19 protein-coding genes and 1 pseudogene are annotated in these 25,518 nt (G+C 40.8%); 9 read left to right on the plus strand and 11 right to left on the minus strand.

The window, feature by feature from the left end:
• Window positions 1-28 precede the first annotated feature (28 nt).
• The 5 genes from FNT16_RS10290 (at window position 29) to FNT16_RS10310 (ending at window position 6,830) form a co-directional block, all read left to right on the plus strand.
• Complete coding sequence (locus FNT16_RS10290) at window positions 29-1,468, plus strand: protein adenylyltransferase SelO (protein ID WP_143871504.1); 1,440 nt, start codon at window positions 29-31, stop codon at window positions 1,466-1,468.
• Window positions 1,456-1,731 (plus strand): DUF3630 family protein, encoded by a 276-nt coding sequence (locus tag FNT16_RS10295; protein WP_143871505.1) that lies wholly within the window; start codon window positions 1,456-1,458, stop codon window positions 1,729-1,731. The genes FNT16_RS10290 and FNT16_RS10295 overlap by 13 nt, the downstream gene beginning before the upstream one ends.
• Before the next feature lie 64 nt (window positions 1,732-1,795).
• Window positions 1,796-4,711 (plus strand): EAL domain-containing protein, encoded by a 2,916-nt coding sequence (locus FNT16_RS10300; RefSeq protein ID WP_143871506.1) that lies wholly within the window; start codon window positions 1,796-1,798, stop codon window positions 4,709-4,711.
• A complete protein-coding gene (locus FNT16_RS10305) occupies window positions 4,708-5,505 on the plus strand; it encodes a thermonuclease family protein (RefSeq protein ID WP_143871507.1) in 798 nt (265 codons plus the stop codon). The genes FNT16_RS10300 and FNT16_RS10305 overlap by 4 nt, the downstream gene beginning before the upstream one ends.
• Window positions 5,506-5,591: 86 nt before the next feature.
• The gene (locus tag FNT16_RS10310) at window positions 5,592-6,830 is read left to right on the plus strand and encodes a malic enzyme-like NAD(P)-binding protein (RefSeq protein ID WP_143871508.1); all 1,239 of its coding nucleotides are present in this window, start codon (window positions 5,592-5,594) and stop codon (window positions 6,828-6,830) included.
• A gap of 78 nt (window positions 6,831-6,908) precedes the next feature.
• Here the strand turns inward: FNT16_RS10310 and rpmE are convergent, their stop codons facing one another.
• Both rpmE and rrtA read right to left on the minus strand, forming a co-directional pair.
• A complete protein-coding gene (gene rpmE / locus FNT16_RS10315; protein ID WP_143871509.1) occupies window positions 6,909-7,124 on the minus strand; it encodes a 50S ribosomal protein L31 in 216 nt (71 codons plus the stop codon).
• Between the two features lie 683 nt (window positions 7,125-7,807).
• Window positions 7,808-8,323: a rhombosortase gene (gene rrtA, locus FNT16_RS10320; RefSeq protein WP_246072195.1), complete on the minus strand. Its 516-nt coding sequence runs from the start codon at window positions 8,321-8,323 to the stop codon at window positions 7,808-7,810.
• Window positions 8,324-8,517: 194 nt separating this feature from the next.
• Between rrtA and ggt the strand changes: the two genes are divergently transcribed.
• On the plus strand, window positions 8,518-10,242 hold the full coding sequence (gene ggt, locus FNT16_RS10325) for a gamma-glutamyltransferase (RefSeq protein ID WP_143872945.1): 1,725 nt from the start codon (window positions 8,518-8,520) through the stop codon (window positions 10,240-10,242).
• A gap of 31 nt (window positions 10,243-10,273) precedes the next feature.
• Here ggt and FNT16_RS10330 read toward each other — a convergent pair whose 3' ends face one another.
• From FNT16_RS10330 to FNT16_RS10340, 3 genes are all read right to left on the minus strand, one after another.
• Entirely contained in the window at window positions 10,274-10,726 is a 453-nt protein-coding gene (locus tag FNT16_RS10330) for a hypothetical protein (protein WP_143871510.1), read from the minus strand.
• Window positions 10,727-10,932: 206 nt separating this feature from the next.
• On the minus strand, window positions 10,933-11,898 hold the full coding sequence (gene cysK, locus FNT16_RS10335) for a cysteine synthase A (RefSeq protein WP_185976572.1): 966 nt from the start codon (window positions 11,896-11,898) through the stop codon (window positions 10,933-10,935).
• 281 nt (window positions 11,899-12,179) lie between these two features.
• Window positions 12,180-12,494 carry an isoamylase early set domain-containing protein gene (locus FNT16_RS10340; RefSeq protein WP_143871512.1) on the minus strand — a complete coding sequence of 105 codons (315 nt, stop codon included), beginning with the start codon at window positions 12,492-12,494 and terminating at the stop codon, window positions 12,180-12,182.
• 448 nt (window positions 12,495-12,942) lie between these two features.
• Between FNT16_RS10340 and FNT16_RS10345 the strand changes: the two genes are divergently transcribed.
• The 3 genes from FNT16_RS10345 (at window position 12,943) to FNT16_RS10355 (ending at window position 19,330) form a co-directional block, all read left to right on the plus strand.
• The gene (locus FNT16_RS10345) at window positions 12,943-14,025 is read left to right on the plus strand and encodes an efflux RND transporter periplasmic adaptor subunit (protein WP_185976573.1); all 1,083 of its coding nucleotides are present in this window, start codon (window positions 12,943-12,945) and stop codon (window positions 14,023-14,025) included.
• A complete protein-coding gene (locus tag FNT16_RS10350) occupies window positions 14,022-17,180 on the plus strand; it encodes an efflux RND transporter permease subunit (RefSeq protein WP_143871514.1) in 3,159 nt (1,052 codons plus the stop codon). The genes FNT16_RS10345 and FNT16_RS10350 overlap by 4 nt, the downstream gene beginning before the upstream one ends.
• A gap of 350 nt (window positions 17,181-17,530) precedes the next feature.
• On the plus strand, window positions 17,531-19,330 hold the full coding sequence (locus tag FNT16_RS10355; RefSeq protein WP_143871515.1) for an ABCB family ABC transporter ATP-binding protein/permease: 1,800 nt from the start codon (window positions 17,531-17,533) through the stop codon (window positions 19,328-19,330).
• Here the strand turns inward: FNT16_RS10355 and FNT16_RS10360 are convergent.
• The 6 genes and pseudogenes from FNT16_RS10360 to FNT16_RS10385 all read right to left on the minus strand — a co-directional run bounded on the left by FNT16_RS10360 (window position 19,327) and on the right by FNT16_RS10385 (window position 25,444).
• The gene (locus FNT16_RS10360) at window positions 19,327-20,184 is read right to left on the minus strand and encodes a type 2 periplasmic-binding domain-containing protein (RefSeq protein ID WP_143871516.1); all 858 of its coding nucleotides are present in this window, start codon (window positions 20,182-20,184) and stop codon (window positions 19,327-19,329) included. The two genes, FNT16_RS10355 and FNT16_RS10360, sit on opposite strands and share 4 nt — an antisense overlap.
• 99 nt (window positions 20,185-20,283) lie before the next feature.
• Window positions 20,284-20,556 (minus strand): S1/P1 nuclease, encoded by a 273-nt coding sequence (locus FNT16_RS10365; RefSeq protein ID WP_143871517.1) that lies wholly within the window; start codon window positions 20,554-20,556, stop codon window positions 20,284-20,286.
• A pseudogene (locus FNT16_RS21145) lies at window positions 20,541-20,696 on the minus strand (S1/P1 nuclease); the annotation flags it as partial. The pseudogene FNT16_RS21145 and the gene FNT16_RS10365, both read right to left, overlap by 16 nt.
• Before the next feature lie 23 nt (window positions 20,697-20,719).
• Window positions 20,720-21,022 (minus strand): S1/P1 nuclease, encoded by a 303-nt coding sequence (locus tag FNT16_RS10375; RefSeq protein WP_185976574.1) that lies wholly within the window; start codon window positions 21,020-21,022, stop codon window positions 20,720-20,722.
• Between the two features lie 59 nt (window positions 21,023-21,081).
• Complete coding sequence (locus FNT16_RS10380; protein ID WP_143871519.1) at window positions 21,082-22,281, minus strand: cyclic di-GMP phosphodiesterase; 1,200 nt, start codon at window positions 22,279-22,281, stop codon at window positions 21,082-21,084.
• 94 nt (window positions 22,282-22,375) lie between these two features.
• Window positions 22,376-25,444 (minus strand): phosphorylase b kinase regulatory subunit alpha/beta, encoded by a 3,069-nt coding sequence (locus FNT16_RS10385; protein ID WP_143871520.1) that lies wholly within the window; start codon window positions 25,442-25,444, stop codon window positions 22,376-22,378.
• Window positions 25,445-25,518: the final 74 nt, after the last annotated feature.

Genomic DNA, 25,518 nt, shown 5'->3' on the forward strand with positions numbered 1-25,518 from the left:
GGCGACAGTTTGAACTTTAAAGGTACGTATGCAATTTAATAATAGATTTTATCAAAATTTTTCAGGCCATTATCATGCGCAGTACCCAATGGCAATTCAAAATCCTAGAATGGTCTGTAAAAATCAAGCGTTAGCTGATTTTCTTGGGTTTAGTGACGACAGAATTACGGACGAGGCTTTTGTGCAAATCTTTTCCGGCCAATCGATAGTTGAAGGGATGCAGCCGTTAGCGCAAAAATATACAGGTCACCAATTTGGTTCTTACAATCCGGATTTAGGTGACGGTCGTGGTTTATTGTTAGGCGAAGTGCAAGCACAGGACAACTCTTTATGGGATTTGCATCTTAAAGGGGCAGGGCAAACGCCTTATTCGCGTGGCGGTGATGGCCGTGCTGTGTTGCGCTCATCTATTCGAGAGTTTTTAGCCAGCGAAGCTTTATATCATTTAGGAATACCAACGAGTCGGGCACTGTGTGTTATTGTTGGGGATGATCCTGTCTATCGTGAAATAGAAGAAAAAGCGGCAATAACTACCCGCGTTTGTCAGTCACATATACGTTTTGGCCATTTTGAATACTTGTATCATACACAGCAGTTTGATGATTTAGATAAACTGATTCAGTTTACGATAGATGAATATTATCCGCAGTGCCGTGATGCGCAAGAGCCGGTTTTGCAGTTGATTACGGAAATAACGTTAAAAACTGCAGAAATGGTCGCGTTGTGGCAAGCATATGGTTTTTGTCATGGCGTGATGAATTCAGACAATATGTCAGTTCTGGGTATCACCTTTGATTTTGGCCCATTTGCTTTTTTAGATGATTACCAGCCAGATTTTATTTGTAATCATTCAGATCACACTGGCCGCTACGCTTTTGATAAACAGCCGAGTATCGCACTTTGGAACTTAAATTGTTTAGCGCATGCTTTTTCCAATCATTTGTCGATTGATCAATTAAAACAGGCTTTACAGCAATTCGAACCACATTTTATTCAGCTTTATAATGCTAAAATGCGACAAAAAATGGGGCTTTGTGAAGATAATCCGGATGCAAAACTATTGATTTCTCAGCTGTTAACAATAATGAGAGCGCAACAGTTAGACTATACTAATACATGGCGTGGTTTAGCCGAAACTGAAGTGACGCAGCAAGCAGAATTATTGGCCCTGTTGGGTGCCAGTGAAGAATCTAACGCATGGATTTCTTTGTATCAAGCTTCTATCCAAGCTCAAGGCGGAAAAGAAGCTGCACGTTTAAAAAAAATGCAGTTGCATAACCCCAAGTATATTTTACGCAATTATTTGTTACAGCAAGCGATTGAAGATGCTGAAAAAAATGATTTTAATGAAGTGCAAACTTTATATAAATTGTTAAAATCACCCTTTACGCAACAAGATGACAGCCTTCGTTACCAGCAGAGCGCTCCTGATTGGGCAAAAAAATTAGAAATATCATGCAGCAGTTAAATTTAGTAGAGATGCGTACTCAGCAAGAATGTATTCAATGTATTTTTCAAGATGAAATTACATTTGAAAATGCAGTTGAATTAATACCTGAGTGGTTGGCTGGGCATAACTTAAAAATAATTGAATGTATTATCGGAGCAGACCGTATAAGCTGGCAATTGCAGGCTGATAAAGTCAGTTGGTTGCATTTTGAAGCCTTATCGCAGTCTGTATGGTTTGAAGGTGATATACAATCGATTGCACATTTTCTGGACCATTATTGAGTTGTTTTGGTTTGATCGTCAGTTTTATCGCAAATCTGCAAAATTTTGAACAAGAAATGAGTGAATGATAAACAGAATAATTACGCTAATATTGCTCTTAACCTGTGCTGTCAGTCAGGTCCTTGCTAAACCTGTTGTTGTATCTGAAATTGAACAGCAAAAGACGTTGGTTATCGGTGAGTATCTTACCTATCAAAGCCTACCAAAAGAGGTCACGCCAGATATTTTGGTGGAACGCTTTAATATTATCGGTTGGCAGAGTTTTGAAACGGAAATTCCGGTATTGCCATATAGCCAAAATGCTTATTGGTTGTATTTTGAACTAAAAAATGATGCTAACCATAAAGCTGAATTCTTAATGGATTTCGCCTTTCCATTGTTAAACAATATCAGTGTCTATAGATTAGACGATAATAAAAAAGTTGAGCTAGTCGCACAATCTGATATCGAAACCCGTGTGAAAGATCGCAAATACCCTTCTGGTGGTTATATCTTCCCAATTTGGGTTGCCGAACAAAGCACCACTGGTTATTTAATGCGGATTGAAAATGACAGTATGGTACAGGTTCCAGTCACCATTTATGTGCCGGAAGTTATACCGTACGAAAAAAGCAAAATCAGCTTTTGGCTGGGCGGCGGTTTAGCGATATTAATTGTATTGTCATTATTCTCAACCCTGATTTATGTATTAAGTGCCGAACGAAGTTTTATCTACTTTGCTACCTTTTCGTTCAGTTTCTTTTTTTATTATTGTGCAACAACGGGTTATCCAATTGAGTTTTTATGGCCAAATTATCTAGCCTACAGCAAAAATATCGCCATGTTGTCTTTAGGGGTTTCGTTAGCTGCACTCTCACTGTTTGCTATCGAGTTTTTACAACTTAGCAGTTCGAATAAAAAATTAGCCCGTATTGTTTTAGTTTTTACCGGCTGCAGTTTTATTGCCGGTATTTTTGGTTTGTTAATGAATCATGAATTGCAAATTCGTTTGCAACTTATCATGTTTTTAGCTTGTACCTCCTTGGTTTTATATTCAGCTATTATGAGTTTGCAGACTAAGCGTAAAGGGGCATATCGATTTTTATTTTGTTTTGCCCTGATAACCATATCTTGCGCCTTATTTGCAGGTAATCGCTTTGGTCTGATTGAGCGTAATTTTGTAACTGAGTACAGTTTGTTAGGGTCACAATTTTTAGCTTTTATTATTCTATTTGATGCCCTGTCAGAACGCATTCGCATTGAACGGAGCAAAAGGCTGCAAGCTCAGATTGAATCAATGCATCATTATCAGCAATTTTACGATATTTATGAAAACGCAGTTGAAGCGCATTTTTCAACGACAGAAGATGGGCGCTTGTTACGTGCTAATAAGGCGTTTTATGAGCTGTTAGGTTATCAAAGTTTTGAGCAGCTTCTGGAAAACGTAAAAAACATTACTGATTTATACCTTGTACCGTCAGAACGAGAAAAACTCATTGCTAAATCGCGTGAGTTTGGGCGTGTATTTAGTTTTGATACTCAGTGGCGACGTGGCAATGGAAAAAAAATATGGGTTTCTATCAACCTAAGATATGAAGCCGAGTCACCCGATGGACCAGTATTGATAGGCTCACTGATTGATATTAGCCAAAAGAAGAAAGCAGACAGACAACTACAGTTTCTTGCCGCGCATGATTCATTAACGGGTTTGTTAAATCGTCGAGAATTTGAAAGGTTACTGAATGACGCTTTGGTCGAGTGTAGCTCCAATGGTGCCAAGCATACTCTGTTATATATGGATCTAGACCAGTTTAAAGTGGTGAACGATACCTGTGGTCACAAAGCAGGTGATATTTTGTTGCGCCAGTTAACAGATGAGTTAAAGGATGTTGTTGGTGACAGTGGTTTAATCGCTCGCTTAGGTGGCGATGAGTTTGGTGTTTTGTTGCATCACAAAATTGATGATGAAGCTTTTGTGATCGCATTTCGCTTAAAACAGGCCGTGCAGGATTTTAGATTTGTTTGGGAAGGCCGAGTGTTTACCTTAGGCGTTAGTATTGGTTTAGTTGAGGTTAATGAAGAAAACAACTTTATTGATGAGGTGTTAAGTATTGCCGATACAGCCTGTTATGCTGCAAAAGAAAGAGGTCGTAACCGTATTCATGCTTACACAGAATCAGATAAAGATGTGAAGCAGCGACATAATGAAATGCAGCAAATTGCTAAGATAAATGAAGCACTGAGCGAAGACAGGTTTAAATTACAATGCCAGCTTATTTACAATATGCAAAAAACTGGCGAGCCTCTGCATTATGAAATTCTGATTCGAATGTTTGACAGTGATAATAATTTGGTCCCGCCCGGCATGTTTTTGCCAGCTGCAGAACGTTATGGCTTGATGTCTCAAATTGATAAATGGGTGATAAATCATTATTTTGAATGGTTGCATAACAACCCTACACATATGCAGCAATTGGGGAAATGTGCAATCAATTTATCTGGCCCCTCGTTAGCTGATGAAGATATGCAAAGTTATATTTTGGATTGTTTTCACAAATATCAGATACCGCATGAAAAGATTTGCTTTGAAATAACAGAATCCATGGCGATCCAACAACTGGATGCAACATTGAGTTTTATTCAGTGCTTTAGAGACTTGGGCTGTTCATTTGCGCTAGATGATTTTGGTAGTGGATTTTCATCCTATGGGTATTTAAAAAATCTGCCGGTGGATTATCTAAAAATCGATGGTAGTTTTGTCAAAGATATGCTGGTCGATCCAATCGACAGAGCTATGGTTAAGTCGATTTACGAAGTTGCTAAAGCAATTGGTATGCAAACAGTGGCTGAGTTTGTTGAGTCTGAAGATATCTTGGCAGACTTGCGTAGTATAGGGATTAATTTTGGCCAGGGTTACGGCATTGCCAAACCTATGGGATTGGAAGAATTTGTCGAAAAGTTTGGCAAAAAAACGAAAACAGATGATAGGCAGAATAGATGAAAAATCGGTTAACAATATGCTCTATTGTCGGCTATATGTGTTTTGTTAGCTTTATCGTTGAAGCGGCACAAACAGCAAACACCAACTCTTTATGTACGGCTGAACGTTATGACAGCAAAGGCGTTGTCAAACAGCTTATTGATACAGACAGTGTTGAGCTTACTAATGGGCAGGTTGTGCGGTTAATTGGTGTGCAGGCTGTGAGCCGCAATCTGAAAGCTATTAATCAGCAGTTTGAAACGGCAAATTGGGCGCAGTCGCAAGCACAGCAGATTTTACCCGCCAACACTGAGGTACATCTGGTATTAGATCAACAATTGGTTGATTTAGATAACCGATTATTGGCCCATATGTTTACCTCTTCTGGTACAAATGTGCAGCAGAAAATATTAGCAGAAGGGTTAGCAGAAGCTGCGATTGAACAACCGAATACATTATTTTGGCGTTGTTATTATCAAGCTGAAGTGAATGCGCTTAAAGCTCAGCGTGGTATATGGCAGCATCAGGCTTTTCAGCCAAAAGCTGCAAATTTAGCGCGCCACAGCAGTGAAATAATACAAAACTGGCAGGGCAAACTAGATAGAGTTTTTCATCAGCATGGCGCAACATGGTTGGTTTTAAATGATTGGCTGTACGTTAAAGTGGATGATGCAGTAAAACGTTCAGTATTTGCTAAAACCCATTTTGAAAATCTCAAAGGGCAAAGTTTAATCGTTAAAAGTACTGTGGGTTATCAAAAGGGGCGATGGCAAGCAGAACTATTTGAAGCTTGGCAATTGATTGTAGAAAAATAGCGTTATTTCTCGCTTGCAACTTTTTATTATCCTGCCACAATCAAATAAACATTGTTGGAATTCAATTGGATACAGGACAGTTCTAAATGTCAGATTTTCGTCAGCAAGCCTTGGATTATCACGAAAAGCCGACACCGGGTAAAATCAGTGTCGAGTTGTCAAAACCCGCAGAAACATCTGCAGATTTAGCGCTGGCTTATAGCCCCGGAGTTGCTGAACCTGTCAGAGAAATTGCAGCAAACCCAGAAGAAGCCTATCGATACACTGCTAAAGGTAATCTGGTTGCGGTTATTTCGAACGGTACAGCCGTATTAGGTTTGGGAAATTTAGGGCCTTTGGCGTCAAAACCTGTGATGGAAGGTAAAGCTCTATTATTTAAAAGGTTTGCCGGTTTAGATTCAATCGATATTGAAGTTAAACACCGAACCACTGAAGAGTTTATCAATACGGTTGCCAGCATAGCCGACACTTTTGGCGGTATTAACCTTGAAGATATTAAAGCACCAGAGTGTTTTGAGATTGAACGAGCGCTCAAAGAAAAGTGTAACATTCCCGTTTTCCATGATGATCAGCATGGTACAGCCATTGTTACCGCGGCAGGTATGTTAAATGCGCTTGAAATTCAAGGTAAGTGTATTAGCGAAGTGATAATTGTTTGTATGGGAGCGGGCGCCGCAGCCGTTGCTTGTATGGAACTGTTGATCAAGTGTGGTGCGCAGCGCGAACGTATTTATATGTTAGATCGTAAAGGTGTTATTCATACCCGTCGTGAAGATTTAACAGAGCATAAAAAGTTGTTTGCTAATAATACAGACAGACGCACTTTGGAAGATGCTCTAACCGGAGCTGATGTCTTTGTCGGTGTATCAGGGCCGGATGTGTTACCACCAGAAGCGCTGAAGTTGATGAATGATAATCCTGTGGTATTTGCCTGTTCTAACCCAGATCCGGAAATTCGTCCCGAATTAGCTTTAGCGGTGCGCGACGATTTAATCATGGCGACCGGTCGTTCAGATTATCCGAATCAGGTGAATAATGTTTTGTGCTTTCCGTTTATTTTCCGCGGGGCGTTAGATGTTCGAGCGACAGAAATTAATGATGAAATGAAGGTCGCGGCCGTTGAGGCAATTAAGCAATTAACGCGAGAAGAGGTTCCGGAAGCTGTTATTAAGGCAAGTGGCGGTAAGAAACTGACATTTGGTCGTGATTATATTATTCCCAAGCCAATGGATCCAAGATTGTTGCAACGGGTTGCCAAAGCGGTGGCTATCGCCGCAGTAGAGTCAGGTGCAGCACAAATTGGTTTGCCAGATAAATATTTGTAGATAGTATTTTTAGAGTTATTGTCGATTAAAATCAAAAAAGGCGCCATCGGCGCCTTTTTTCTATACGGTTTATGCCACTTATTTTTTAGTGCTAAGTGAACCAAAACGTTTGTTGAAGCGATCAACACGACCACCTGTATCAACAACACGCTGCTTACCAGTATAGAACGGGTGACATGCTGAGCATACGTCTAAGTAGATTTCTTTACCTAAAGTAGAACGTGTTTCAATTACATTACCGCATGAGCATGTTGCTTTTAATACTTTATATTCAGGATGGATGCCTGCTTTCATTTGGATGACCTCTGTTTGGGCCGTATAGCCACTCGCGCCAAACTATCAAGCTCGCCGAGTACCACACGTGATTAATAAATTATAGGGCGCGGATTTTAATTTAAGGTGGTTATTTATGCAAGTATTTTCAACTAAAATGTAGGTCGCTACTCGAAGCTTAAAGCTAAAATGTAGGTCGTGGCTTTAGCCCGACAAATCTTGCAGTATGCACGATGTTGAAATAAAAATTGCCGCCCTAAAGGGCCGACCAGTGCAGCTCGAAGCTCGAAGCTCGAAACTTAAAGCTAAAATGTAGGTCGTGGCTTTAGCCCGACAAATCTTGCAGTATGCGCGATGTCGAAATAAAAATTGTCGCCCTAAAGGGCCGACCTACACAGCTCAAAGCTCGTCGCTCGAAGCTTAAAGCTAAAATGTAGGTCGTGGCTTTAGCCCGACAAATCTTGCAGTATGCACGATGTTGAATGAAAAATTTTCGCCCTAAAGGGCCGACCTACACAGCTCGAAGCTTAAAGCTAAAATGTAGGTCGTGGCTTTAGCCCGACAAATCTTGCAGTATGCACGATGTCGAAATAAAAATTGTCGCCCTAAAGGGCCGACCTACACAGCTCGCAATAAAAATTGTCGCCCTAAAGGGCCGACCTACACAGCTCGCTGCTCGCTGCTCGTCGCTCGATGCTCAAAGCTCAAATACTTTCTTTTTGTTTTTTCGCGTATTCACCTACCCAATAGACAAAACCAGCTAATGTTCCGGATAAATGAGCTTCAATGGCGACATCAGCGCCAATTAATTCGGCAGTAGCGGGATCTGCGCCATATACCTGTTCCCAAACAACTTTAATTAAAATACCAGCCAATAACAGGTAGCCGGTTTTATCTTTATGTTGAATATCTTGAAACGCGCCCCAAACCAGTAAACCGTGCAAAACGCCCGAAAAACCAGTGTAAACTTGAATGTTTGCAAAGTAGTATAGGGCTGCAGAGATCAAACAGGCGGTAATCAATACCTCACTAAAAAGTTTTCGCAACGAATAATACTGACCGTGTAAAGTCCAAAGCGCTATAAGTGCAAGCGTATTTAATAAAAAATGATTCCAGTTAGTGTGCAAGAAATGACCGGTTATAATTCGCCACGTCTGTTGGTTATTAACTTGTTCTAAATCTAAAGTTAACCAAACTTTTGCTTCTTGTGGGATCATCATTGCTATCGTGAATAGAGCACAAAAAAACAAAACACTCGGTAGTGTGCTCCACGGTAGGTTTTTGACTAAATTTTGCAGCATAGGAATGTTTAATGATTGATTTTTATAAATTTAAAGCGAGCATAAAGCACTTGTGTCTAATCACAAAGTTTTTTTCGTGCACCGCGCAGTGGACAGGTCGAATCGCGATATTGATGGTCAGCCTGTTTACACTATCCTGCGGGCAACAAAGTTTAAATCAAGTCAAAATTGACGGAAAACGAGAAGCCAGAGATCCCGAAGCGGCGACTGGCTTAAACCAGAAAAAGCTGGTTTTTGCTGAACATGGCATGATTTCAGCCGCCAATCCATATGCAGTTGAAGCGGGTATGCAAATTCTAAAAGCGGGCGGTACTGCAATGGATGCAGCGGTTGCAGTGCAGGCTGTGTTGACCTTAGTTGAACCGCAATCATCTGGTATAGGCGGCGGTGCTTTTATAATGTACTGGCAGCAGTCAGAAAAAAAACTGTACGCTTTTGAAGGGCGTGAAACTGCGCCTGAACATGCCAGCGAAACCTTATTTTTTGAAGAGGGTAAAGCAATCTCTTGGTTTGATGGTGTCGTCGGTGGCCGCTCGGTGGGCGCACCGGGGGTGCTGGCTGCATTAAATGCAGGGCAGCAGAAATTTGGTCAGTTGGCTTGGTCTGGTTTATTTAAACGCGCGATTGAACTCAGTGAAACAGGCTTTGAAGTCTCTCCTAGGTTGGCCAAATTACTCGCGATGCGAATTAATCCGGGGATTGAAAAATTACCGCAAAGTCGAGCGTATTTTTTTCCGGGCGATCAGCCTTTACAAGCCGGAGAGCTCAAAACTAATTTGCAGCTAGCAGAATCATTGCGGGGTATCGCCAATCAAGGTATCGACTACTTTTACCGCGGGGAGCTTGCTGATAAAATAGTTGCAGCCGCGCAGAATAGCCCGATCGCGCCGGGCTTGCTGAATCATAATGATCTTAAAAATTACCAAGTAAAATGGCGAGAGCCGTTGTGTGGTGTGTACCAAAAACATCAGATCTGTGGTTTTGGTCCCCCCAGTTCAGGCGCATTTAGCGTGCTAATGACATTGAAGTTGTTGGAAAAATTTCATCTAGCACAATATTCAGCCAATCAAAAAGAAGCGCTTCATTTGTTTACCCAAGCATCTAAACTGGCATTTGCCGACAGAAATCAATATTTGGCAGACAATGATTATGTTGATGTACCGCTTAATCTATTATTGTCAGCAGAATACATAAATCAACGAGCAGCGATTATTCAGCCTGATAGAGATTTTGGTAAAGCGCAAGCCGGGCTGCTAGCAAATGGTGGAACCAGCAGTTTAGAGCGTCCAAGTACGAGCCACATAAGTATTGTTGATAAGTGGGGGAACGCGCTCTCCATGACAACCAGTATTGAAATGGCATTTGGCTCGGCAGTGATGGCCGGTGGTTTTTTACTGAACAACCAATTAACAGACTTTTCGTTTAACCCTGAAAAGTCAGGGGATAAAGTAGCGAATCGCGTACAGCCGGGAAAACGTCCACGCAGCTCAATGTCTCCCACCGTCGTTTTTGATCCTAAAGACAATTTACTCGGCGTTATCGGTTCACCCGGTGGTAGTCGAATTATAAACTATGTTAGTCATAGCTTAATTGCATTGATAGATTGGAAGCTAGATATTCAAAGTGCAATTGATTTACCAAAAATTACCAACATGAATGGCAAAACGTCTCTGGAAGCGGGAACGGATGTCGCCGATTTTAAAGCTTATTTCGAACAGTTAGGCCATCAGGCAGAGGTGCGTACTTTAAATAGTGGTTTACATGGCATATGGAAAACAGAAGGCAAGTGGAGTGGCGCAGCAGACCCTAGACGAGAAGGGATTGCTGCGGGTTATTAAAGATGTTGGTTTGAACTCATCAAAACTTAGTTTATCTATACACGTCGGCTTTTAGTTTGTCGACTAACCATCTGCCTTGTTGTTTTACCATAACAACATGTTTTAAATCGCGGTGACGGTTACCTTCATAGGTGCCGTCAAGCATTAAACTGACGGTTGCACGTTTGGCATTTTCAGATAGCAAAGATTGGCCGCGTAAACCTTTATCCTCTTCGATTTCAACTTTGTCTTTATCGTAACGGCGATTAAATAAAACAGACTGTACGCGCTGTGCTGTGTGATAGTGCGATAAAATTCTGCCATATTGAGGCGTTGCTAGTTTTAATGCTTGATCTAAATCTTGTTTATTATAAATGGCTTCAAAAAACTCGATTGCTGCAGGGCCCGGTTGAGCGACATCAGGTTCTCCGCTACCACAACTGACAAGTGTAAACAGAAACGTAAAGACCAATAATGTTTTATGTATAGGCGTTTTGAATTTCATAAGTATCCTAGTTTGAGAATTGAATCACGCACCTGTGAAATGAAACAATTTTATTGTCGTAGTTCAAACTCAGAATGTAAAGGAGAAAAAGGGGAATTAAAAAGCTTTAAGCAGATAACAAACAGGAAACATTGAGGACGCTGCCTCAATGTTTAGACCTGCTGATATGTTCTATATTTTTTGCGCCAGATTATGCGCAAGTAGACTTATTGTACTAATTCTGCGTCAGTAAATACGTCTGCAAATAGTGGGCTACTTAAATAACGCTCAGCAGAACTTGGTAAAATAACTACAATGTTCTTGTCTTTATTTTCAGGCTTTTCTGCTAGACGCGCAGCAGCTACTACGGCCGCACCTGAAGAGATACCGGCTAAGATACCTTCTTCTTTCATTAAGCGATGCGCCATTGCCATTGAGTCTTCATTAGAAACCTGCTCAACAGAATCAACTAAATCAAGATCTAAGTTGCCAGGAATGAAGCCCGCACCAATACCTTGGATTTTGTGTGGTCCAGGAGTTAAGTCTTGACCTGCTTTAGCTTGAGTAATGACAGGTGAGTCAGTTGGCTCTACCGCGACTGACTGAATTGCCTTACCTTTGGTTTGTTTAATGTAGCGGCTAACACCTGTGATTGTACCACCTGTACCGACACCGGCGACGAAAATATCAACATTGCCGTCGGTTGCTTCCCAAATTTCAGGGCCTGTTGTCTTTTCATGAATTTCAGGGTTTGCTGGGTTTTCAAACTGTTGCAACAAAATATATTTTTCAGGGTTTGCATCACGAATTTCTTCGGCTTTTGCAACGGCACCTTTCATGCCTTTAGGCCCTTCAGTTAACACGATGTTTGCACCTAAAGCTTTTAATAATTTACGACGCTCAAGGCTCATTGTTGCTGGCATGGTTAAGGTAAGCTTGTAACCACGTGAAGCAGCCACAAATGCTAATGCGATACCGGTATTACCACTTGTCGGCTCAACGATTTCTTTACCTGGTGTTAATAACCCTTTTTTCTCTGCATCCCAAATCATGTTTGCACCGATACGGCACTTTACACTAAAGCTTGGGTTACGCGCTTCAATCTTCGCATATACATTACCGCCAGTGACACGGTTTAGTTTAACAAGCGGGGTATTGCCGATAGATAGAGAGTTATCTTCGAAAAAATTCATTTTACTCATTCCTTAATTGTCGTTATTGGAAATAATTCTTAATAATCTTATACATAAGTTAATTAAAAAGAAGTGCCATTTAGTTATATCAAATAGCTAAATGCTTCAGTTTGTTGGTAGACGTCAACAAAGCGTGAAGTGTCATATGACTTTAAAAGGAAGGTCAAGCCGACAGGTCTGAATGCATGCTGAACTTATCTGAAATAATTACCTTAGGGTCTAGGCAATAAACAGCAAAGGTCAACAGGTTTTAGCTTTCAAACCTGTACGAAACTTTTTAATTATTCTATACAGCTTACAACTGAGTTATCAGCGCCACCTACCGGAGAAGGAGCGTAATTGTCGGCATCCCAGTCGTTTTCCCAAACATCGCCATCTAGCAAATACTTGAATTGGTATTCTTTGCCTGACTCTAAGTTAATATTTAAGCTGAAGTCACCACTTTTTAAACGTTTCATTGGTGTCGCTTTCTCATCCCATTCGTTGAAATCGCCAACTAGGAATACTTCATCAGATTGTTGAGCTTGCTCGGCGGTTAAACGAAAAGTCACTTTACAAACTGGCTTTGATTTTAAAAATTGTTTTTTCAGGCTCATACTCGATCCCTTTAGTTCATTTAATGGAAGACAATAATTTAATTGTTATCACCCAGTATTTAATACAATAAATATACCAATACTGTTTTTTGGCCTCGATTTGAAAATCGTTCGAATTGACTCTGAATATATCAGTTTCAGGTCAACAGGCTTTAGTATAGCAAGTTTTTATTTGCACTAACTAGGCCGAATCTTGCGCAAACCAAATATTTCGCCCGATTCTGCGCGGGCTATGTTACTGGTAGATGAAGGCAGAGTTAAACTATTGTTGATATGAGTTGTTTCTGAACTTTTTTATCCGATCGGCACTACAATAGATATTAATAGTTATTCAGAACCCATTGATAAATTCACTGAACCCGTTATGCACATTAAAGTACATAAAAAAGTATTTTTACCTATTTTAATTTTGGCGCTCGCAGTTTTAATTTTTTTATTTTTAAAGAGTATGAAATCTGCACCGCAGCAAAAGCCGATAGAACATCAACCGCCACTGGTTGCGGTAAGCGAAATAGAATGGGGAAACTGGCCTATCCATATCACCGCGCAGGGGATTGTAAAAGCCAAGCGAAGTATTCAATTAGCTGCGCAAGTTTCAGGTCAAGTGTCTAATTTATCAAATGATTTTTACTCTGGTGGGCTATTTAAAAAAGATCAGTTATTGGTACAAATTGAACAAGCCGATTATCAAACCGAAGTTAAATCAGCACAAGCACAGCTTGCCCGCGCTCAAGCTGCATTAAAGGAAGAACAGGCAAGGGGCAAAGTTGCTGAGGTTGAGTGGCAAGATATAAAACAACAAGCCAGTGATTTAGCGCTTCGTATTCCACAATTAGAAACAGAACAAGCAAATGTACAGTTTGCGCAAGCTCAACTAGAGCGCGCGCAGCGACAATTACAGCGTACCGGCATTCAAGCACCATTAAATGCTGTGGTCGCTGCCCGTTACGTTGAATTAGGCAGTTACTTAAACGCAGGCACTGTGGTAGCAGATTTATACGCGACAAATGTCGCAGAAGTGCGCTTGCCTGTTACCTTGCAACAGTTTGAATTTATTCAACCGAGTACAAATCAGGTGCATTTTGCACCAGTTAGGGTCCGTTTAAATAATACTCAGGGTAAACCTGCTAGTTGGCAGGCTCATTTAGTGCGCAGTGAAAAAGTGGTTATCGAAGGTAATCAGACTATTGTACTGGTTGCGGAAGTCGATGATCCGTATAACTTCAAACAAGGGCATGCAAAAGCATTGTTTTTTGGCCAGTACCTAGAAGCACAAATTCCGTTAAGTGGGTTAGGTCAGACCGCCAGAATCCCCCGTTATTTATTAACCGCAAGACAAACACTGTTAGTTGAAAATAATCAGCGTTTATTTATTCGCGAACCTAACATTGCTTTTAAAGATAGCCAATACATATATGTCACAGACGGATTATCTGTGGGCGATCGGATCATTACCTCAGCATTGAGTAATGCAATTGATGGCAGTGCGGTAAGGGTGCATCAATCAGGCTCTGCCAAGGAGGATAAATGAACGAAGTTGCCAAGCGTGGCATTATTGCCTGGTTTGTCCATAATCCAATCGCCGCCAACCTTTTGATGATTGCCATTATTATTTTGGGGGTGTATTCGGTATTTACCATTCGTAAACAATCTTTTCCGACGATTCAGTTAGACACCATTCATGTTCAGGTGCCGTATTTGGGAGCCGCACCAGAAGAATCTGAAGAAGGGGTGGTGCTAAAAATTGAAGAGGCAATAAAACGTATTGAAGGCATTAAAAAGATAGAATCGGTCGCGCAGGAAGGCTTAGCACGCGTCATTATAGAAGTGTCAGAAGGATACGATGTCGTTGAGATCCTGAACGAAGTAAAAGTACAAGTTGATGCAATCCCAAGTTTTCCGGCCAATACCGAAAAACCTGTTATATATCGAGTGAAACCGGAACAGGCAGTGCTTTGGGTGCAAGTTTTTGGTGATTTATCTGAGCATAAAATGAAGCGTTATGCGCAGCAAATTCGGGATGAGATAGTGCAACTGCCTGGGGTCTCAGCAGCTGAGATCGTTGGTGATCGAGATTACGAAATTTCGATAGAAATTAGTGAAAGTAAACTACGTGAATTAAATATATCGTTAGATTTTGTGGCGGATCGCATTCGCCGCTTTTCACTTGATTTACCCGGCGGTGCGATTAAAACGGAAAACGGCGATATTTTACTTAGAACCAAAGGGCAGGCGTATCATCAAGCTGATTTTGCGCAAATTACGATTTTAACAAACTCAGATGGTAGCCAGGTTCGACTGGCTGATATCGCACACATAACGGATGGTTTTGTCGAGCGTGAAGCGTTTTCGCATTTTGATCAAAAAGATAGTGTGGGTATACAGGTTAAATCTGTTGGCAAGCAAAATGATTTACACATTTCTGAAGTTGTAAAAAGCTACATTAAAGATAAAAAACAGCAACTACCGGACGAAATTGGTTTAGATGTCTGGGGTGACAGCTCTTATTACTTAAAAGGGCGTCTTGATTTGATGCTGAGTAATATGTTTATGGGGGCATTACTGGTATTTGTAATTTTGTCGCTGTTTTTGCATTTAAAGTTGGCTGTTTGGGTCATTGTGGGTTTGTTTGTCAGCTTTTTAGGCGCACTGGCGCTGATGCCGATGACCGGCGTTTCTATCAATATGATTAGCTTATTCGCGTTTATTTTAGTCCTAGGCATTGTAGTTGACGATGCCATTATTATTGGTGAAAGTGTACATACAGCGGTGCAAGCACATGGACCTGGGGCCGATGTGGTGATCCGCGGTGCACAATTGGTTGCAATGCCTGCCACATTCGGAGTATTAACTACGATCGTTGCTTTTGTACCCATGCTCTTAGTGCCGGGTGCATCGTCGCCAATTTGGTCGTCTATTGGTATGGTGGTGATACTGTGTCTTGCATTTTCATTGATTGAATCCAAATGGATTCTGCCCGCCCATATGGTGACATCTTCTCCTAAGCGTCGTTATGAACAAAGCGATGAAATGCTCAGAAAAAAACAACATCCGACCTACCTGCAAAAAATAAGACATGCGGTTGATAAAGGCTTAAAGCGTTTTATCGAGGCGGTCTATTTGCCCTTCTTGAAGTTGTGTATTGAATTTCGGTACACAGCTTTGGCGAGTTTTGTTGCTTTACTTATTATTGTTGCTGGGCTCATTGCATCAGGTGCAGTGCGATTTGTTTTTTTTCCAAATTTGCCCAGTGACTATGTACAAGCCAATTTAACAATGGAAGATGGTACGCCGGATAAAGTCACAAATCAGATGTTGGCAAAGTTGGAAGAGGCTTTATATCGTCTTCATCCGAGCTATTTTTCACATTTACCGGACAATGTGATCGCGCACAGTAATGCATTTAACACCGGTCAAACCAGCGGCATGATATGGACTGAATTAAACCGTGAATACATCGGACAAGTTGACGGTGTTGAGATTGCCAATTTGTGGCGCGAAGAGTTTGGTCAACAGCCAGGTGTGCGCTCCGTGAGTTTTAATGGTTCTATTCAAGGCGGCGCGGGCTCAGATTTAGAGTTTTTATTTCGCAGCGATAATATTAAAGATATAGCAGCGGCGGCTGAAAAACTTAAGCTTAAATTGCAAAAATACGAAGGCGTTTACGACATTGACGATTCTTTCAGTGGAGGCAAAGACGAAATAAAACTGGCGTTGAAGCCTTCAGCGCAAGCGTTTGGTTTAACATTGCAGGATGTTGCTCGTCAGGTTAGGGTGGCATTTTATGGTGCAGAAGCGCAACGTATACAAAGGGATGAAGAAGAAATTAAAGTCATGGTGCGTTATCCCAAAGCTGAGCGGAGTTCAATTGAAAGCTTAGAGGCGATGTGGATCAGTACCCAGGATGGACGACAAGTCCCTTTTTCAGCTGTCGCGCAATATACAATCGGTGAGGGCTATTCAACCATTCAGCGTATCGATTTTCAGCGTTCCGTGAGCGTTACGGCCAAGGTTGACAAAGCCGTGGGTGAGCCGGGTAAATTAGCCAGTGAAGTGATTGAAAACGATATTCCAGCGATTCTAGAAGCATTTCCATCGGTTAGTTTTGAGTTATATGGCGCATCTAAAGAAGAGCAAGAAGCCATGCAAAGCTTAGGTTTAGGCTTCACATTCTCGTTGGTTGTTATTTATGGATTGATGGCAGTGCCACTTAAATCATATAGCCAGCCATTAATTATTATGTCGGTCATTCCATTTGGGATTGTGGGAGCGGTAATCGGCCATATGATATTTGGTCTTGCGATGAGTATTTTATCTTTCTTCGGTATTATTGCGCTGGCCGGTGTTGTGGTAAATGACTCATTGATATTTGTGGATTTTGTAAACAGATCTGTACGCCGAGGGGTTGAAATTAAAGAGGCTATCAGCGAAGCGGGCAGTCGTCGTTTCCGAGCCATCTTATTAACGTCTTTAACAACCTTTTTCGGCCTGATCCCCATTGTTTCGGAAACCAGTCTGCAAGCTCAGATTGTAATACCTATGGCGCTTTCGTTAGCTTTTGGTATTTTATTTTCAACGGTCATTACTTTATTGTTGTTACCCACTTTATACGTAATATTGGACGATATTAAGACATTGCCAAGTCGCTTTAAAAGAGCAAAACGAACACCAGTCATTGAAAGTTGAATGGTCTGACCTATTTTTTATGCTTGGCTATTTTAATTTGACCAGAATTTCTTTATTATAGGCTCCGACTTAATCGATTAATCATTTTGATTGGTTAAGTCTGTTGTGTGTAAGTGTGAGAGCGGTTAATTGTGTGAGTCGTTCTCGGGCAAACCAGTTTGTGTGCTGGTTTGCCGTTTTGTTTCCTTCCTGTTTAAATTCTGTATTAATCTTGTAAATTTTATTTTTTCGTTTAAGTTGAGCCCTGTGTTTGCATAAATTGCTGTACTCACCTCACTGGCAGATCGTATGATTCAAGTTACAGGCCCTTCCACTTTATTTCTTATAACTTTTTTAATGTTAGGTTATGTATGCGCCCATCTCACTACAATAATTTTGATAATGCGAATGTTAACTGGCAAGTTGTTAGAAAAGTATTCCCTTATTTAGTTGAGTTTAAAGCTCGGGTATTTTTAGCTTTAACCTGTTTGGTATTTGCTAAGGTTGCAGGTGTCGCTTTACCCTTTATCTTGAAGCATATTGTTGATGATTTAAATCAGGATAACCTAACAGAAAAGGTTGCGACAGGCTTAGTAGCGGTCCCGCTGGCATTGTTGATCGCATACGGGGTCGTGCGCTTTTTAAATACCCTGATTGGTGAAATTCGCGATACCTTATTTGGTCGAGTGACAGAAAGGGCCATTCGTCGTTTAGGGCTAGAAGTTTTTCAGCATCTACATGCATTAGATATTGATTTTCACCTGTCTCGGCAAACTGGTGGTGTTGCACGTGATATTGATCGCGGCACGCAAGGCGTCAGTTTTTTAATGCGTTTTATGGTGTTTAATATTGGCCCAACATTATTAGAAATAGCATTTGTAATTGGTTTATTTTGGGTTAATTATGGCGGGCACTTTGCCCTTATTATTGTCATTGCGATCATTGCTTATGTCGGCTACTCAATACTGGCAACTGAGTGGCGTACAGAGTATGTGAGACAAGCAGCGCAAGCTGACTCGAAATCCAGTACGCGCGCGATTGATAGTTTATTAAACTATGAAACGGTTAAATATTTCAATAACGAAAAGTTTGAAGCAAACCGTTATGATCAAGCTTTAGCTGACTGGGAGGTTGCAAAACGTAAAAACCGACTGTCACTGTTTGCCTTAAATGCTGGGCAGGCTCTTGTCATCGCTGTAGCAATGGCTGCGATGATGATATTAGCCGCCTATCATGTTGCAGACAATCGCATGAGTATCGGTGATTTTGTGCTGGTTAACGCATTTATGATGCAGCTATTTATTCCACTGAACTTTTTGGGTTTTGTTTACCGCGAAATTAAAGGTTCGCTGGCAAATATAGAGCATATGTTTTCATTATTAAAACGCAAACCTAATGTGGTTGACGCTGATAATGCCGAAATCTTAAAACCAATCCAAACAGATATTGCATTTGAACAAGTTAGTTTTGCATATCAAAGCGACAGACCTATTTTAAAGCAGGTTTCGTTTGTTGTTCCGGCCGGCAAAAAGGTGGCAATAGTAGGTGAAAGTGGGTCGGGTAAATCTACCCTGATTAAACTATTGTTTCGTTTTTATAATTTATCCGCAGGCAGCATTAAAATTGGTGGGCAAGATATTAGCTTAGTGACTTTAGAAAGTTTGCGCAGACTCATGGGGATGGTTCCACAGGATACAGTGTTGTTTAACGATACCTTATACAATAATGTATTGTATGGTCGGCCTGATGCGACTGAACAAGAGGTGCTCAATGCAATAAAGTTAGCGCATTTAGCGCATTTTGTAGCGTCACTGCCTAAAGGTCATCAAACGGTTGTTGGTGAAAGAGGGTTAAAATTATCAGGCGGCGAAAAACAACGTGTGGCAATTGCCAGAAGCATATTAAAAAGTGCCCCTATTATGTTGTTTGACGAAGCAACTTCGTCATTGGATAGCGCTTCAGAGCAAGCTATTTTATCGGCTTTTAACCAAGTTGCAAAAGGGCATACCAGTTTAGTTGTTGCACACCGTTTATCGACGATTATTGATGCAGACAATATTATTGTTTTACATCAGGGGGAGGTGGTTGAGCAGGGCACACATACTAAACTACTGGCACTTGACGGCCGTTACGCCAGTATGTGGCACATGCAACAGCAGCAAAAAAGCTAATTTTGGGCCGTTAAGTCAAGCCACAGTTCTTTGCGGTGTAAAGGCGTTTTTTCAGGTAAATAGGGGTTATCCAAGCGAATGGCGCGTCTATTTTTTAAGTTGGCGCGTCGTAAAGTACTTTGAATCTCTTCACTGCCATAAAAATACTCGTCAAACTTGCCATCTTTTAACATGGTTTCTAAACCTTGCTCAATATCTAGCGCTAACTGAGGATACTTTTTAGAGACAAAAAAGTATGTTGGCAGGGGATATATAATCACTAAGCTCTGTTCAAGCGTGAGCGCTAAGCCTGGGTAATTACTTAGTTCGCTAAGTGCTTCTGTTGCGCCGCGTGGAAAGGCATCAAAACGCCCGCCATCGAGCATATAATATAAGTTTTTTTTCTTGTTTGACTTAATCACTTGCAAATCAGCTGCTTCTAGAATTTTAGTATCTTGCCAGCGTCTGCCTTGGCCAAATTTAATTGATTTAAAATCTTCTAAGCTTGTTATGTTATCAAATTTTTCTTGTTCTCCTTGCCTGATAAACATCAGTCTATGGCTCATTAATCCCCTGTATGTATCTATTCTAATGGGTAGATAACTTGCTTCTAATTGTTCAGATGTACCGCCCCATGTAACGTGCACAGAACCTGTTTTCAATGATTCTAGTACCCGTGTTTTCGACAGAACTTCATCGGTTGTCGAATATTGATAAGGGGTATCAGCATAGGATAAGGCAAGTTGTAAAAGTCCACTCATATACTCACTTTGTGAGTTTGACTTTTTATTCGTTATGACGGTTTGTCCCGCCAGCGTATGATTGCTGGCGGAAAATATGAATAACAAAGCTATTAGATTTATCGTAATTTTCATATTTAAGATCCATTTGTCTATTGTATGCTACCGGTGGCATTTGTATCATAGCGCTTTTTAGATTAACAATAAAGTAACAAATAAATATCTGTTCTAAATTTATTCGAAAGTGGTATTTAAATAAGCAGCCATGCGAACGGCAGCTTGTTGGATGCGGGTTTTAATAATCGGTAAGTTTGCCTGCTTGTATTTTGGCGTAATTACTTTTTCCTTTGGATAAATAGTATCCCGTATTGCTGCACTTTCAGCTATCCAGTCAAAAACATTTGCTGCTTGCCACAGTGCAATGGGCTGTGCGGACAGGTCATCTGTTAATTCTTGTCGCCAAGTTTGATATTTTTTACCTTCGCTGTTAATTAGCTGGCTATCCATAATCTATGTAAATTTGTTTTTTTACCTGAAAAGTAGACTGTGGTGTCGTTGCCGCCTCTGTCTTTGCCATTTCCCACATGCAAGGGCTGATGCAAATCGCCAATGATGTGAATGATAAAGTACAGTGCCAGTTTTTTCTCTTGCGTGGTCGCATAGCGACTTTTTAATTGTTGGCTGTATTTTTCGAGTGCGGTGTAAGCATCTCCTTTTCGGGGGCTTTATCCGGCGAATAAGTCTGTCCTTTTGGCAGGGTTACATAATGCCATGGTGAGGCGGTTTTTTGCCAAAACAATCGTTTGTCAGAACGCATCTTATCAAGGTAAAGTGTCGCTTCGGCCAATGTTTCGTTGCCCAGTAAATTTTTTACTGCGTGCTGCGCTTTCACCGTTAATAAAGGCTGCGCGAGATCACCTGTTAGCTTATGGCCGACAGGGCCCCATGCCCAAAGAGGTGACATTTGTAGCATTAGCATTAGGCCAAGAAGGATGTTTTTTAACATAAGCTGTGAAATGTTTGCACTTTAACTCATGGTATCAGAACTTCATGGAAGAATTTTTTCAATTCTATGTCAAATTGCTCCGGTTTTATTGAGCGCTCAATACTATCATTTACGTGTTTTTTAGATAAATCGAGATCTTTTATTTCAGAGTAATGTTTATGTTTAATATTATAAAATACTTTGACAATGGGCTTTAATGGCTCGGTTTTATTGGCCTCTATTACAATGGCTAGCTTTCCACTGTCTAATTGAACTAACGAGCCGACAGGGTGAATTCCTACGCATTGAATAAATTTATTCAGTAATTCAGAGTCCAGTTCATTTGGAGCCATTTTAAACAAGATTTTAAACGCAGCTTGTGGCGTCATACCTTTTTTATAAATACGTTCTGCGGTTAATGCATCATATATATCGACTATGCTTAACATCCGGCCCGCTAGACTGATCTCGTCCGCGGTTAAACCTTTGGGGTAACCCAGTCCATTTAATTTTTCGTGATGTAAACTGACAATTTCAATCAACTCTTCGTCGATACCCGGGCTGTTTTCTAAAGTCGTAACACCAAATTCTACATGCTTTTTGATGATTTCATATTCTTCTGGTGTCAGCCTACCGGGTTTGTTAAGTACTTCATCCGGTACTAGAATTTTCCCAATGTCATGTAAGAACGCACCTTGTGCGTATAACTCTATTTTGTCATCAGAGATATTTAAATATTTAGCAAACATCGCCATCAGTATTGAAACGTTTAATGAATGTTCCAATAAATATTGGTCTTTATCTCTAATTAGCGTCATACACGCTAAAGCATCCTGATTGCGAAATATTGAATCGATTAATTGACCTGTTAAGGTTTTGACCGGACCAATATCAACGGCATGGCCATCAGAGATACCTTTAAGGATTTTAGCTTGCAGATCTTGCGCATCAGAATAGAGCTTTTTCGCTTTTTTAAATTCAGTTTGCACAGCCACAGGCTTGATTTTCGCCTTACGGCTATTGTCTACTTGCTCGGGCGTTTTAGCTTGTTTTCGACTGGCATCTTCGCTCTCTAGCGTTTTGTCAGGGTCGATTTCAACTTCGATAACACCTTTATCTTTTAGAGACTTAATAATCGCTTGGTTTTTAACCCATCCACTTGATTTTACACCCAATTGTCCTTTTTGTTTGGAGACGGATACAACATACATGCCCGGTTTCAATTCGGTAATTGGGATTGATTTCATATTTAAAGTTCTACAACCTTTGCAAATCAGTTATATATATACGATAGCAAAAGCTAAGCAATTTGCTTAGCTTTTTGACAGTTAAATTAATGCTCTACTCGCCTAATTCAATTTTAAAAATGATATTGACGTATTCTTGTAAGACTTCTGGTGAGCTCATCAGCAGCTGCTCTAATTCACTCTGCGCATTTGCGTCTTCACCTTCTATTTCTATTAATTTATGTGCCGCTTTAGCCAATACTTCACCTAAAACAATAAGGTTATCGGTAATGACATCTGGGTTTTGTTGGCAATAGCGGAAATAAATCGCTAACACTTCCACCAGCGCAGCTTTGTAGTAGACAGGATGTGCGTGTTGAATCAGTTCATCAACTAAACGGGCAAAACTTTCTTCGCCTGGGGTCATTGAACTGCGAATTAACTTGCTATCCAGACAAGCTTTGTCTTCTGGTGTATCACCAAATACAATGCCTTTACAAAAGCCTAAACTTTGCCAGATGGCTGTTAAAAAGTCATCGTCGAAGCGGGTAATTAGACCACGCTCTGAACGCCACAATAACCAATCTGTATCCATTGCATGTGCTTTATCCGCTGTATAAGGGCTTGAGCCATCTTTGCGCGAGAAGCTGACCTTTACATCAACATCATAGGCTTTGTGTTGCGTTTCTAGGATAGATTGTACTTCGGCCATCATTTGACGAGGTGAACGTTCAGCCAGCAACTCTAGGGTTGCACACTGGTTCTTTTTACTGTCTGAACACATGGCCAATAAATTGTGTAAATGAATGGACCGGATACCATCAAATAATTGGGTATTGGTTCGAATGGTATAACTTAAGATAACCAATAACTCTTGGACTAATGCTCTTTCCAGTGGTGTTTTGGCCGCTTTGTCTAACGTGCTGATTAACTCTTCCTGATCGAGATAATTTTCATCACCGCTGAGTACCGTTAAGTTATTTGTTCCGACCAATATACTTAAATTTCTGGAGCATAAAAGTGACAAATCGTCAGCTAAATCACTGTGGGAATAGCCTAATACAGAAAAACACCAGCGCGCGGTTAACCAGTAATTTTTAAGACGCGCTATCTGGTAACAGGCTTCAATCAAGTCACGTAATCTAATGCTTTGGTTGGTGCTGATATCACCGCTTAGGCCAAATTTACTCATCCATTGTGTCAATCTTAAATGACAGGAGATATCACCCGTTTCCAAATCAGCTAGATTGTCAGATACTTCACTGATTAGATCTTGAGGGTTGAATGGGTAATATTCGTTTTCACTGCCGGCAACAGGCTGAAATATCATTTCAGATACATCAAATGTAGATAAATTCAATCTGCTCACTCTTGATGCTCTTCTAGCTAAAGAGGCGGATGCATAACCGACGTTAGGGTGCTGGCTGCGCAGTTGTAATTTTTTAAGCGTTTCAAACAATGGTGCAACGCGGGCAGACTCGCACATTGCTTGTGTCACCATATACGTGACAACAGCTGCTTCTTTATTAATCCAGTGTTTATTAATGTGGCTAATTTCATTGGCCAATATTTCACTTTCTAACGCAGCATCAAAATAGCGGTAGTTTTGTCTGTCTTGCTGTAGTGACGATAAACATAAATAGGGCACACCATTGATGTCGTATGTTTTAGCGGTTGCCAAACTTTGGAAACGACGTTTTGGACGACCTGTTAAACCTAATACCGAGTTTTCACCTAAATGGCGGTAAGCTTCAACCAATTGACCCGCAGATAATACCCTCAGTGGTTTTATATCTTCTGGCGTTTCTGCGATAACACCATGATTTGCCAATAGCTGTTTGATACCTTCATTTTCAGCTAAAACAACCAGTGCAATTTGCGTTTCATTATCTTTCGATGAACGATGTCTTAGTTTTAGTGGATCAAGGTCGTTTAACTCTATTAAACCTTCATCCAACATAAAGCCGGTATAATATAAGCTTTGTGCCCAAACCAACGGCAAGTTCTCATTTGCACTGCGTGGCTGACTGTGCGGTTCAGCTCGTTCTGCTTCAATATGCTCAGGCTCTAAATAGTATAATTCTGGGATCAGTTTTTTACCGTCTTTTTCGATCATCACTGATTCAAGTTTCTGCCGGTACTGTTTGGCCGCTTGCGTGTCACCGTCATAAATGGCTTGTATATACAGGTAAGTATAGAAAAGAGGCCATTCTGATTCGATATCTTTAAAGTTAGTGAGTTCGTAGTGCTCGTAATGAATACGAGAGTGATCTTCTACTGCAGTTTGGTGACCATCCCATAAAAAGCGTTTACAGCCATATTCACCGCCTAGTTCAGAGAGTATTTTATCGCGGGTTTTTTGCACTAACTTTTTATCGCCAACGGCAAAGGCGGGGAAACCAATAATACTCAGGAGTGCACTATCCACTTCTTTTGAGATGGATTCGCGCGGTAATAATCGGGCAAGTGTATTGCGCGCTCTTGAAATGCCATCTGGTATTGAATGCACAATAGCTCTTGGATTGGCATCTTTGCCAAACAAATTAAAGCCATCTAGTGCTTGTAAAGCGGCTTTTGCCATACCAACAGAGCTGGCGTTGATCTCAACTTTACCATTGTTAATTTTGTTGCCGCGTTCCCAAATACCATAGTCTGGGATCCGATATGCATAGGCTATGTAGTATATTAAATTTTGTACAAAATCAACTTCGTCAAAAGTATTGATGATACGTAAACCAGACGCTGACATTTGCGCGATCATTAATAAAAATATTGAAGTCGCATCAACTTGTAAATGACCCCATTCGTCATCGCCGACAACTGTTAACCCACTTTCAGTGTCGTATTTGGCGTGCAATGCATCTTTGATATGCAGGGTGTGTTTAAATTTTTCAACTTTGTCTGATTGACGCATCATAGATTGCAACAAGCCACGCATCAATTTGATGGTGGACTGGCCGAGCTCGTCTGCTCTATCAACTTCGCCGCTACGTTTGTAGGCTAAACTGAGCGCCCATACACTCATAATAGAATATACGTTGTCACGCACCCAAGCATCGGTATAGTCACCATGTGTTGTAATTGCGGTGCTGGCAGGTAGTAAACCTGTGATGGGGTGCTGGCGCTTTAAAATAATGTCGTGAATGTCTTGATATAAACGGTTTAAGATTTCGGTATTTTTCATATTTTCTTCCGGCACGTTTGCTCTTGTGAAAACATGCTTTTTCGTTATTTATGCTTAATTATTATCAATATAGC

Source organism: Catenovulum sediminis, from assembly GCF_007289895.1.
GTDB classification, from domain to species: Bacteria; Pseudomonadota; Gammaproteobacteria; order Enterobacterales; family Alteromonadaceae; genus Catenovulum; species Catenovulum sediminis.

Coding starts and splice junctions, on each gene's coding strand:
- FNT16_RS10290 (WP_143871504.1), top strand. CDS start 29: ATGCAATTTAATAATAGATTTTATCAAAATTTTTCAGGCCATTATCAT.
- FNT16_RS10295 (WP_143871505.1), top strand. CDS start 1,456: ATGCAGCAGTTAAATTTAGTAGAGATGCGTACTCAGCAAGAATGTATT.
- FNT16_RS10300 (WP_143871506.1), top strand. CDS start 1,796: ATGATAAACAGAATAATTACGCTAATATTGCTCTTAACCTGTGCTGTC.
- FNT16_RS10305 (WP_143871507.1), top strand. CDS start 4,708: ATGAAAAATCGGTTAACAATATGCTCTATTGTCGGCTATATGTGTTTT.
- FNT16_RS10310 (WP_143871508.1), top strand. CDS start 5,592: ATGTCAGATTTTCGTCAGCAAGCCTTGGATTATCACGAAAAGCCGACA.
- rpmE (WP_143871509.1), bottom strand. CDS start 7,124: ATGAAAGCAGGCATCCATCCTGAATATAAAGTATTAAAAGCAACATGC.
- rrtA (WP_246072195.1), bottom strand. CDS start 8,323: ATGATGATCCCACAAGAAGCAAAAGTTTGGTTAACTTTAGATTTAGAA.
- ggt (WP_143872945.1), top strand. CDS start 8,518: ATGGTCAGCCTGTTTACACTATCCTGCGGGCAACAAAGTTTAAATCAA.
- FNT16_RS10330 (WP_143871510.1), bottom strand. CDS start 10,726: ATGAAATTCAAAACGCCTATACATAAAACATTATTGGTCTTTACGTTT.
- cysK (WP_185976572.1), bottom strand. CDS start 11,898: ATGAATTTTTTCGAAGATAACTCTCTATCTATCGGCAATACCCCGCTT.
- FNT16_RS10340 (WP_143871512.1), bottom strand. CDS start 12,494: ATGAGCCTGAAAAAACAATTTTTAAAATCAAAGCCAGTTTGTAAAGTG.
- FNT16_RS10345 (WP_185976573.1), top strand. CDS start 12,943: ATGAAATCTGCACCGCAGCAAAAGCCGATAGAACATCAACCGCCACTG.
- FNT16_RS10350 (WP_143871514.1), top strand. CDS start 14,022: ATGAACGAAGTTGCCAAGCGTGGCATTATTGCCTGGTTTGTCCATAAT.
- FNT16_RS10355 (WP_143871515.1), top strand. CDS start 17,531: ATGCGCCCATCTCACTACAATAATTTTGATAATGCGAATGTTAACTGG.
- FNT16_RS10360 (WP_143871516.1), bottom strand. CDS start 20,184: ATGAAAATTACGATAAATCTAATAGCTTTGTTATTCATATTTTCCGCC.
- FNT16_RS10365 (WP_143871517.1), bottom strand. CDS start 20,556: ATGGATAGCCAGCTAATTAACAGCGAAGGTAAAAAATATCAAACTTGG.
- FNT16_RS10375 (WP_185976574.1), bottom strand. CDS start 21,022: ATGCTACAAATGTCACCTCTTTGGGCATGGGGCCCTGTCGGCCATAAG.
- FNT16_RS10380 (WP_143871519.1), bottom strand. CDS start 22,281: ATGAAATCAATCCCAATTACCGAATTGAAACCGGGCATGTATGTTGTA.
- FNT16_RS10385 (WP_143871520.1), bottom strand. CDS start 25,444: ATGAAAAATACCGAAATCTTAAACCGTTTATATCAAGACATTCACGAC.